Source organism: Deltaproteobacteria bacterium (assembly GCA_022340465.1).
Taxonomy (GTDB): Bacteria; Desulfobacterota; Desulfobacteria; order Desulfobacterales; family B30-G6; genus JAJDNW01.
Genome location: JAJDNW010000040.1, coordinates 1 through 10,775, shown reverse-complemented (window position 1 = coordinate 10,775; position 10,775 = coordinate 1). Strand labels below are relative to the sequence as shown.

Here is a 10,775-nt window from a genome sequence, read left to right as displayed (position 1 = left end):
AGTATTAAAAGGGAAATCGCCGGGGCCAAGGACGCCCTCCTGCCCCGGCTGCCGGAACTGTACCGGGCGTTTAAAGAACGCGCCGAAGAGGCCGGCGCCCACGTGCACGTGGCACAAGACGCCCTCGGCGCCAATCGCATTATAGCCGGCATCGCCAGGGACAACGCGGTACGGCGCATCGTCAAGTCCAAGTCCATGACCGCCGAAGAAACCTTTCTGAACGACCACCTTGAAAATGAGGGTTTCCAGGTCACGGAAACCGACCTGGGGGAATGGATCATTCAATTGAGGCACGAAGGGCCGTCGCACATGGTCATGCCCGCGATTCACCTGTCGCGCTACCAGGTAGGCGACCTGTTCGAAGCCGTCACCGACCGGAAACTGGATCGTGAGAATATCGATCAGCTGGTGACGGTTGCCCGGCGGGAATTGCGGCCGGCGTTTTTCGAGGCGGACATGGGCATCAGCGGCGCCAATTTCGCCCTGGCCGACTCCGGAACCCTCGGGCTGGTAACCAACGAAGGCAACATGCGGCTGGTAACCACCCTGCCGAGGGTACACGTCGCCCTCGTGGGCTTCGACAAGCTGCTGCCGGACCTGGCCTCGGCGCTGAAGATCCTGAAGCTTTTGCCGCGCAACGCCACCGGCCAGGCGCTCACCTCCTACGTCACCTGGATAAAGGGCGCCAATGTTTGCCGCAGTGCACCGGCGGGGAAAAAAGAACTGCACATCGTGTTTCTGGACAACGGCCGCCTGGAACTGGCGCAAGACCCCGTATTCGGCGAGGCACTGCGCTGCATCCGCTGCGGCGCCTGTGCCAATGTCTGCCCCGTCTACAGTAAAGTGGGCGGCCACAAATACGGCCATGTCTATATCGGCGCCATCGGCCTGATCCTGACCCTGTTTTATCACGGCCGGGACAATGACCGGGCCATTGTAACAAACTGCCTCAACTGCCAGGCCTGCAAGTCGGTTTGCGCCGTCGACATCGATCTGCCCCGCCTGATCAAAAAAACCCTGAAGGCGGTGCAGCAGGCGGACGGCAGAAGGCCGCTCAAAAACCACCTGCTTTCCAAGGTGATGCCCAACCGCAGGCTCTTCCACTTCCTGCTCCGGCAGGCCCACAAGGCCCAGGCACCGCTGAAGCAGGAAGGGTCGCTGATCCGCCACCTGCCTCATTTTTTTGCCAAGGACCACGGCTTCCGCAGCCTGCCCGTCATCGCCCGCACCCCCTTCAGGGACCGGTGGCCGGGACTGAAGAAAACCGTGGCCAATCCTGCGCAGAGAATCGCTTTTTTTGCCGGATGCGCCGTCGATTTCATTTATCCGGAGCAGGCCGAAGCCATGCTGCCACTGATGTACGGGCGTTCCGTCGCCGTCGCTTTTCCGGAAAACCAGAACTGCTGCGGGCTGCCGGCCGCCATGGCGGCCGAGGAGGAAACCGCCGCCGACCTGGCCCGCCAGAACATCCGGGCGTTCACGGATACGCCCTGCGATCATGTCGTCACGCTGTGCGCCTCCTGCGCCTCCCACATCAAACATGCCTATCCGCAGATGGCCCGCAGCATCGGCATGACCCCCGGAGAGGTGGCCGGCTTCGTGGACAAGGTCATCGACTTCAGCTCCTTCCTGGTCGACATCCTGAACGTCTCCCGGGACATGTTCACCGCAAGCGGCTTGAAGGTCGCCTACCACGCCCCCTGCCACCTGTGCCGCGGGCTGCATGTCACCGCCGCCCCCCGCCGCCTGATCGAAACGGCCGGCCACACCTATGTCCCTTCGGCCGACGAGGAGGTGTGCTGCGGCTTCGGCGGCTCCTACTCGGTGGATTTCCCCGAAATATCCTCGGCGATCCTGACCCAGAAACTGGACGGCGTGGAAAAATCCGGGGCGGATCTCCTGGTCACGGACTGTCCCGGTTGCGTGCTGCAGTTGCGCGGCGGAATGGACAAACGCGGCGGCAGAATCAGGGTGATGCACATTGCCGAAGCCGTGGGCAGCCGGCTCCGACCTGGTGGCAGCCTGAAATAGGAAGCGGGCAAAAACGGCTTTCAAGCCCCTGAAGACTCAGGCGTTTGCAGCGTTGTCCCGACTCAGGACAGATCGTCCCAACTGCTTGAAATCGTCCCGTCGTCGTTGCCGTCTCCGTCTGTGTCCACGGCAAGGTCAACGATGCCGTTCAGGACCGTCATGGTCAGGCGGCTGCCGTCCTGGGCCTCTATCAAAAGTGCCCCTGAATCGGGCGATTGATCGCCGGTGCCCGAAAGCGCCTGCTGGAAGGTTATGCGCAGCGGCCCGGACAGGTAATCCGGCTGCACCGTCACGGTCTCGCCTGGTTGGCCGATGGTATAGCCGCCGGTGCCCTCGGATCGCGTGCTGCTGATACCAAACGGGGCGATCGATTTGGTGGATTCGTCGTCGGCAATGGTCAGGGGGGAGCCGGTGTTTTCGGCGGTCATGGAAAGCGTTCCCGACTGCAGTGTGCTGGCGAACAGCATCCCTCCGGAAATAACGCTTTCGCCCACATCGTCCGTCGCCGTTACACTGATCGAGGTGATCTCCGCATTCATTTCATAAGCGCTGCCGCTCATATCGCCGCTCGCGATTTGAATCGTGAAGTCGAAGCCTCCGGTGTAGGTCGCCCCCATATCGCTGCCGGCACAGTCTGCAAAAGAGAGGGCGTACGTTCCATCCTGATTGGCGGGCGCGGGACTCCACGCATAGGTGCCGCCGCCGTCGCAGAAGTCGGCGGGATCGTCTCCCTTCAACGCACCGATGAACAGGGCCGTGCCGGTCGTTCCCGTCCTGATGGGGGTCATGACGGTGGAGACGACCGTTTCGGCGACCTCCCTGGCATTGGTCAGCTGGATGGTGCCGATGGTTTCCGGCACCGTGAAGCTGAAATCCAGCTCACCCAGCTTGACGGTATCCCCGTTCCTGTCGAACTTGGCCAGCATGATCTGGGACTGGGAGCTGCCGGTGACCACGTAACCGCCGTCGGCCGTCCCCCGGACGGCATTCGCCAGTTCGCTGTTGTCCGGGGACTGCCCCTTGACCTTCTGCCATTGCACCTCCCCGTCGCTCGTGAGTTTGATCAGATAGACATCGTCCCTGAGATAGGTCCGGTCGCTCTGGCTGAAGGATTCGGTAACGCCCGCAATGAGATAACCGCCGTCCGGTGTCGTGACGATGCTGCGGCCCACATCCATGCCCGAACCGCCGAAGGTCCTTCGCCAACGCTCGTCCCCGTTGTCATCTATTTTGATAACGAGAACATCCGAGCCGTCGCTGTCGAAAGGCGTTGTGGACCCGGCGACGATAAACCCGTCGTCCGGCGGTTGCGCCTGTTTCACCGCGTAGCCGATGCCCGTACCGTACGTATGGTTCCAAACGACATCGCCGTCTTTTTCCGTAAGGATAACGCCAATCATGTTGGGCCCGCCACGGCCCGTCATCACGAATCCTTCTTCGCCGGTCATCTCCATGTCATAGGCCCTGCACCAGCTTGGTTCGGCCGAAGCGTAAAAACGGTCCGTACCGGGAATATAATCTCCGTCATCGTCGATTTTGAAAAACCACACATCATATCCCCTGCTGCCGGCGATGGCATATTCGTTGTCGGACACCACGCAGACGGCATGCCCTTCAGCGTCTTCCCCCTGGCGGTCGTAGGTTCTGGACCAGATCGGGTTCCCGGCCGGATCCGTTCGGATCACATACACATCCCTCGAGGCACCGGCATCCGTGTACCCTACGACGATGAACCCGCCGTCTGAACACTGTTTGACATCCCGGGCGGTCTGACCCTGGTCACCGCCAAACGACCGGCTCCAGACGAGGTTGCCCAGGGAGTCCGATTTCAGCAGGCAGGCATTTTTCGTTTCGAAGCTATAATCACTACCCTTCTCGCCTGCAAAAACAAACCCGCCGTCAGTGGTCTGTTCCACGGCGTTGCCGTTCCCGATTCCCCCGAAATATTTCCAGAAAATTGCGACGCCATCCGCACCGGTGCCCGAGCCGCCGTCGAAGACCTCGTCCGTGTCGACCCCGCCGCCGCCGCCTCCACCGCCGCAGCCCGCGATCACCAGACTGACCATGCCGAGCAAAAGCAACAGGGTTTTAAAATTGGCGCCTCGGAACATTCCGCTTTGTTTTTCCATCACCGTTGCCTCCATGAATTTAAATACAAAACATGTGCTGCACATTTTAATAGAGGGTCTCTCGACAATGAGATGTTGGTTCGAGGTCAAGGCATTTTCTAGGTACAACCCGCAGGAACAGATGAGGTACGTGAGGCCTCGAAATGAGATCCGGTTCGAGGGGTAGCCGTCGCCCTGAATCAGATGGTTGGAGGATACGATATTCGTGCTACCCTGTCAATAAAAATCAATATTTACTAATAAATTTAAAATCTTATATATCAAACAGATTTGACAAGCCCTATGGGGGCCAGGAGCTGAGGGTAAAACCAGGCCACTCAAAATCGAAACAGTGACATTTCGATCAGCACGTGACCGAAACCCGTCTTACGCTTCACGTTTCACGCCCGACATTTCACCTTTCACATTTCACGTCTCACATCTCACGCCGTTCGTGTATTCGTCTTACGTTTCACTTCTACCGTCTCACGTTTATATGCCATTCCCCGCGTGGGACGTCAATCCAGGGTTTTGTATCCGGCAACCGTGCGGCCGACGGCGGTTGTCCCGCACAGCAGGGCAAACGTAAAAGCCAGAACCGCGAAGCGGTCCGGCAGAATGCATACGGCGGTAAAAAAAAGAATCGTTTCAGTGCCCTCGGTTATCCCGCTGAGATAGTAGAGCGACTTGCGGCCGTCGTTCGGGCTGTCCAGGCCGCGCTTGGCCGCCATGACGGCAAAAGCCAGAAAACTGGAAGCGGTTCCGACGAAGGAGAAAATCAGGACGGCGGCCGGCAGCGCATTGTGGGCCGGATCGGCCAGGGCAAAGCCCAGGGGCACCGCGCTGTAGAAGATGAAATCGAGGGTGATGTCCAGAAAACCGCCGCGATCGGTGATCCCGGCCTTGCGGGCCAGGGTGCCGTCGACGCCGTCCAGAATACGGTTGAGTATAATCAGGATAAGCGCCGCCTTGTATTGCTGCAGGGCCAGCAGCGGAACCGACAGGACACCGATGAAAAACCCGGCCACGGACACCTGGTTGGCCGTGATCCCCGCCATTTCGAAAGGCCGGGCCAGAACCTTAAGCGGCAACCGCGTAACCTTGATGCCCCACTTATCCAGCATGTTTCTTCTCCGGTGGACGTAAAAGGATCGGCTCCACGCCGGGAGGCAGATCCTCGTGATCATGGGTTACCAGTATGGTCGGAACCCCCATCGCACGAATCTTCGAAAAAACCAGTTCCCGAAAACTGGTCCTCAATTCCCGGTCCAATCGGGAAAAAGGCTCATCCAGGAGCATGGCTTTTGGCTTCGACAGCAAGGTCCGCATCAGGGAGACGCGCGCCTTCTGACCGCCGGAAAGGGTCGTCACCCGCCGATGGGTGAACGCCTCCATGGAAACCGCTTTCAGGGCCGCCAGGGCCTGCCCTATTCGCTGCGGTCTCCGAATGCGGGCCGGAATGCCGAACATAAGGTTTTCGGCCACGGTCATGTGGGGGAACAGAAGATCGTCCTGGAACAGAATGCCGATCCTGCGCTCCTCCACAGGAACGCTGTCCAGCTTTGAGCCGTTCAGGCTTATGGTCCCGGTGTAGTTGAATGCGGTCGGCAAAACGCCCGAGATGCAAGCCAGAAGGGTTGACTTGCCGCAACCGCTGGGACCCATCAACGGCAACACGGCCCCGGGGGGGACTCGAAAACTCAGGTCCTCGAATAATTCGAAATCGGGGCCGTGTATGCAAAGGTGCTCGACTTCTAACATGATTCCCCGCATTTCAATCGATGCGCCAGCCAACGCGGCCACCCGAGGGCTATGCCGTATGCAAAGACCGACGACAGCAACTGCAAAAGGGCATATATGGCCGCCATCCTGCGATTTCCACCGGTGGCAATGGCCACCGCTTCCGTCGTAACCGTGGGGTAGCGGCCCTGCCCCAATATCAAGGTCGGTAGAAACTGCAGGATGCTGACCCCGAATCCCACCGCCCAGGAAAACAGTACCGGTTTGATTAAAAGCGGCAGTTTTACCCGAAAATAGACATAAACGCGGGAGCGCCCCAAAGCAAGGGCGGTGTGCATGTATCGCGGGTCAAAGGCAAAGTAGCTGCCGGCCAGGCACAGGTAGACATAAGGAAACACATACAACAGATGCCCCCAGAGAACCAGCGGGAATTGCGCCTGAAGGCCGGTGCGGATAGCCAGCAATCTGACTCCGAAAAGCATGCTCAACTGGGGCAGCAGCAGCGGCAGGCAGATGGCAAGAAGCGGCCAGCGTCGATCGTTGGAGGCCTGGTACTCCATGCTGAACAGGACCAGGGCCAGAGCGCCGATGCTGACCACGGTCGCAATGACCAGCGATGTGCGCAGGGGGTCGCCGAAAAAGGCCGCTTCCCGGATCCAGTTCGACAGCGACCAGCGGGTGGGAACGTTTGCAGGGAACGGCCAGCGCCGGGCCAGGGACCAAACAATTAATCCTGCGGCCACCATGCAGGAGGTCACAAGCGTGAGGCCGATATGAATCCGCGTGATCGCCCCCGGTACGCGCCCCTTTCCTCCGCGGCGCCCGTTCACCAGAAAAAATCGGCCGAGCTTCCTCCAGGTCGCTTCGATGAAAACGAGCAGACCGATGCAGGCCAGGGTCGTCAAAAGCAGCGTCAAGGCACCGGCCGCGGCAATCGTCTTCCAGTGAAAATCGGGATCGTTGAACCAGTGATACACCTGTACCGCCAGGGTGGCGGGGCGGTTGGGTCCCAGGATAAGGGCCATGTCGACGACGCAGAGGCTGTAGGCCAGAACCGCAAAAACGGGCAGGCGTATGGACGGATACAGCTGCGGCAGAAGCAATTTGTACCACACCCTGTGAGGGGAATAACCGAAGCTGCGGCCCAGCCAGACCTGTCGTTCGACGTCGATCTGTGAAAGCGCCGCCATGCTCATCAACAGCAAAAAGGGAATTTCCTTCAAACTCATGGCCAGCATGAGGGCAAGCCCCATTGGATCCTGGACGGTCTGCCAATTCGGCGGATGGTGCCACCCGGTCAACGCCGGTGAAATCAGGCGCAGCAGCCAGCCGCTGGGGGCGACGAGAAAGGCAAAACCAATGGCAAAAGCCACGTGGGGAACGGCCAGCAGGGGCGCGAGCAACTTCCGCGCAACCCGCCACCAGCCGCTTTGCCAGCAAAAACTGATGAAACCAAGTGTGGCGGTCAGGGATAGCAGCGTTGCGCCCAGCCCGGTCCAGAGGGTAAGGAAGAAAGAGGTCATTATTCCCGGGTACCCTGAAAGCAGTTGCCAGGGGAGCGCACTGAATTCCTTCAGACCGGCGGCGGGGAAGTAGTTCCATGCCGGCAGGATCAGGCTGGCCGTGCCCGCGAGAATGGGCACCCCGAGTAATGCCGTCACGAGATATGGGGCCAATCGCAGCATCAATGCCCGTAGCGTTCCTGCCACATTTTTTCCAGGGCCGTCTGCCAGGAGGGGTGCGGCTCGGCGATGCCCGCAAACAGGTGGAAATCGGGGTCGAAGAGGCCTCGTTCCCGTTCCGTCAGCCGCTCCAGGTCCAGAATAGTGGGGTCGCCCCAGTATCGTGTATCGGCCTTGCGGGCCTGGGCTTCGGGAGAAAGCAGAAAGTTGATCACCACCTCGGCGGCGGCTTTGTTCCCGGAATTGAAGGGAATGGCCAGAAAGTGGCAGTTGGTCAGGGCGCCGATCTCCATGGCGCCGGCTGCGACGGTCGGCGGCAGGGTTCCGTTGCGAGCTGCCGTGGCCGCATCCTGGGGGTTGAAACTGATGGCGATATCCAGCTCGCCGTCATCCATCAATTGCTTCATGTGTGCCGAGCCGGTGGGAAACGCCCGCCCTTTTCTCCATGCCACCGGGTGCAACCGGTCGAGGTACCGCCAGAGAGGCCGGGTGACCTGCACCATGTCGGATTTTTCGACCGGCCGGTAGAGGGGGCTTGTATCAGGGGCCAGCTCCAGGAGCAGTTGTTTTAGAAAACTGGAACCGTGAAACTGGGGTGGCTTGGGATAGCTGATCCTGCCGACATGTTTCTGTGCATATTCGAGCAAAACGCGACTGTTCACACCCGGAAACGGCCCCTTGGCCCGGTCGTAGATGATGTTCAGCTGTCCCACCCCCCAGGGTGCTTCCAGCCCCTCGACAGGGATGGTAAAATCTTCGTTCAACGGCAGGTTGCGAAGGTTCACCAGGCGGTAGTTGGGCAGCTTTCCGGTGAAGGGGCCGTACAGGAGGCCGGCCTGCTTCATGGCCTTGAAATTCTCCCCATTGATCCAGACCATGTCGACACTGCCGTTGTCATGCCTGCCCCCGGCCTTCTCCGCAAGGATGACGCTCACCGTCTGGGCGATATCGGAAACCTTGACATGCTTCAGGACGATGTCATAGCGCCGCATGACCTCCTCGGAGGCCCAGCGAAGGTATTGGTTGACCTCGCTGCTGCCCCCCCATGCATTGAAATATACCGTCCGGTTCCTGGCCTCATCGAGGGTCGTCCGCCAATCTGCGGCAGCCGGTGCTACGGCCAGGAACAGCGTGGCTGCAAGCGCCACAATCAATTTGTGCGAATTCATCTCGACCTCCCTGCGCACCAGTGGCTTTCCGGAACCGCGTGCGGTCCTCCAGCGTCGCATAAACCCTAACGTTGCGGTTTAAAATTGTCAAAGGGCCCAATGATTGTCAAGGCCGCTCGGCCTGACCCGGACCGCAGGACCGGGTTTCCCCCAACGTTCCAACGCCGGTGGTTTCCCTTCTCAAAGGCCATCCGCCATCAACCGCTTGCCGGCAATTCGCCCCAAACCCTTTTGCTGCGCTGGATCTTTTTCTTCACGGTTCCCCGGGTTTTGGTCGTTGAAAAGCATTCGCTGCAGCGCTCTGCCGACAAATAGGCCACGCTTTTTTTCTGCGAGCCCGCCAGATGAGGCTTAGGGTGCAGCTGAATTTACCGAACACCTTCTGCCGGTCAACCTGGTTGTTCATCTCCTTTTCCCGGGTGGGCAGATCGTTGACCGCGGCGCAAAACCTTCCTCCGGTTCCGCATCCGTATAGAAAAGCCCCATCGGCCCTTCGTCCATGTTTAGGATTTCCGGAAATTCGGGTAATGCGCTCAACACGTTTTTGCCCATCATTCCCTCGTTCAGGATATTCTGCCTCCTCACCCGAGCGGGTGCATATAAACGGCCCTGTTCTGCCCGTGGCTGCCCGTGCTCAAACCAGGGCGGGCGGCGTTTGGCCTTTTCTGATGCGTATGGACGCCAGAAGCCCCAGGGTGCCGGTCATCATGTTGTCCCCCATGGGCGCGCCATATTGCAGCGGTAGCCGGGAATCGGCGAGCAGGTAACGTTTCGGACCGGTAACCACGATATTTTCCAGATTGTCAAAACCGACCGCCCTGCGCAGATACGCGCCGTGGCCGCCCTCGGCCAGGATCTGCCGGTGGCTCAGCGTGCCGTCGCCCAGTTCCCTTATCAGGCGGTCCACCCGGTCGCAGGTGATATCGATCGTGTGGTATTCGAAAAAGCCTGCAATTTCACCCCGGCTGACGGTCGCCCCGAGGGTGTGGGAGGTGGCCACGTCGAGGACGGCCACACATTCCCTCCCGGTGGCCAGGGCGTCCAGCGACGCCCCCTGGATGGCCGCCATGCCGCTGTCCATCACAAAAACCGCTTCGGCGGGCAGGCCCGCGGCACTCACGGCAATCGACTTCAGGCGGTTCATGGAAGACGGTATCTCCTCGGCGGTGTACAACAGCGCGTGGGCGTGCGGGTCCTCGTCGAGGGCGGCCGAGTAGATCCCGTGGCGGAAGTCGAGATGGGAAACCCCCACGGGGGGCACGCCGTGATCCTGGGCGCAGATGCCCACCGCATCGAATTCAAAGGGGATGCCGAGACCCCGCACGATTCCTTCTATGCGGCCGCAGTCGATATCGCCGAGTTCGATGTGGCTGAGCCCCTGGTCCGCCTTCCTGCCCTCGGCGTCGGCATCGTCGACCACCTCGATTCCCCACGACCCGACCTTCTCCAGGTCATGGTGCAGCGTCGCAGCAGCACTTTTGGAGATGATCACACGGCTGTCGCGGGCGCGCTGTTTCAAAACAGCGGTCACGGCCCCGCCCCCCATCTCCCTGCCCGTTACCAAAAGGTTCCCCGGGCAGGCGCCTATCTTTTCTGCAAGATACGGTACCGGTGATTTCACCACGGATTTATAGTGCAACGCAGCGGCATCATCCCAGTACAGAATGTCCATGGTGCCGGCCCCGATGTCGATCAAAAGGTATTTGCCCATAGTTGCCATCTCCTATCGATTGGACAGAATTTAGCGGATTTATATACGTAAAACAAGCCGAAAGGAGCGGGATTTTCTCCCATTTCCCGTATGGGCTATTAAAATGAAAAAAACCTTTGTGCCCTTCGTGCCTTTATGGTTAAACTTGAAGTGAGCGTAACCGATCTCTAAAATTTGAAGCGTTCAGTTTGGATTAAATCCCTGCCGGAAATGGGTACCCATCCGACACGACAAGGAAAATGACATGCACGCCGCTTCCACCTATTCAACCGCCGTCAAATCGTTTCTAACCGCCAACGAAAGCGCCATGTTTTCACTACTCGAGGAACTGGTC

7 protein-coding genes are annotated in these 10,775 nt (G+C 59.5%); 1 reads left to right on the top strand and 6 read right to left on the bottom strand.

The window, feature by feature from the left end; genetic code table 11:
• A partial coding sequence (locus LJE94_07215) for an LUD domain-containing protein (GenBank protein ID MCG6909900.1) occupies window positions 1-2,031 on the top strand: 2,031 nt, incomplete at its 5' end.
• A gap of 62 nt (window positions 2,032-2,093) precedes the next feature.
• Here the strand turns inward: LJE94_07215 and LJE94_07210 are convergent.
• The 6 genes from LJE94_07210 to LJE94_07185 all read right to left on the bottom strand — a co-directional run bounded on the left by LJE94_07210 (window position 2,094) and on the right by LJE94_07185 (window position 10,441).
• On the bottom strand, window positions 2,094-4,160 hold the full coding sequence (locus tag LJE94_07210; protein MCG6909899.1) for a hypothetical protein: 2,067 nt from the start codon (window positions 4,158-4,160) through the stop codon (window positions 2,094-2,096).
• Between the two features lie 497 nt (window positions 4,161-4,657).
• Window positions 4,658-5,263, bottom strand: coding sequence for a CDP-alcohol phosphatidyltransferase family protein (locus tag LJE94_07205; protein MCG6909898.1), 606 nt, complete (start codon window positions 5,261-5,263; stop codon window positions 4,658-4,660).
• Window positions 5,253-5,900 (bottom strand): ATP-binding cassette domain-containing protein, encoded by a 648-nt coding sequence (locus LJE94_07200; protein MCG6909897.1) that lies wholly within the window; start codon window positions 5,898-5,900, stop codon window positions 5,253-5,255. The genes LJE94_07205 and LJE94_07200 overlap by 11 nt, the downstream gene beginning before the upstream one ends.
• Window positions 5,894-7,588 (bottom strand): ABC transporter permease, encoded by a 1,695-nt coding sequence (locus LJE94_07195; GenBank protein MCG6909896.1) that lies wholly within the window; start codon window positions 7,586-7,588, stop codon window positions 5,894-5,896. Before LJE94_07195 ends, LJE94_07200 begins: the two co-directional genes overlap by 7 nt.
• Window positions 7,564-8,730: an ABC transporter substrate-binding protein gene (locus tag LJE94_07190; protein MCG6909895.1), complete on the bottom strand. Its 1,167-nt coding sequence runs from the start codon at window positions 8,728-8,730 to the stop codon at window positions 7,564-7,566. Before LJE94_07190 ends, LJE94_07195 begins: the two co-directional genes overlap by 25 nt.
• A 634-nt stretch (window positions 8,731-9,364) precedes the next feature.
• Complete coding sequence (locus LJE94_07185; protein MCG6909894.1) at window positions 9,365-10,441, bottom strand: DUF1786 domain-containing protein; 1,077 nt, start codon at window positions 10,439-10,441, stop codon at window positions 9,365-9,367.
• Between the last annotated feature and the right edge of the window lie 334 nt (window positions 10,442-10,775).

Coding starts and splice junctions, on each gene's coding strand:
- LJE94_07210 (MCG6909899.1), bottom strand. CDS start 4,160: ATGGAAAAACAAAGCGGAATGTTCCGAGGCGCCAATTTTAAAACCCTG.
- LJE94_07205 (MCG6909898.1), bottom strand. CDS start 5,263: ATGCTGGATAAGTGGGGCATCAAGGTTACGCGGTTGCCGCTTAAGGTT.
- LJE94_07200 (MCG6909897.1), bottom strand. CDS start 5,900: ATGTTAGAAGTCGAGCACCTTTGCATACACGGCCCCGATTTCGAATTA.
- LJE94_07190 (MCG6909895.1), bottom strand. CDS start 8,730: ATGAATTCGCACAAATTGATTGTGGCGCTTGCAGCCACGCTGTTCCTG.
- LJE94_07185 (MCG6909894.1), bottom strand. CDS start 10,441: ATGGGCAAATACCTTTTGATCGACATCGGGGCCGGCACCATGGACATT.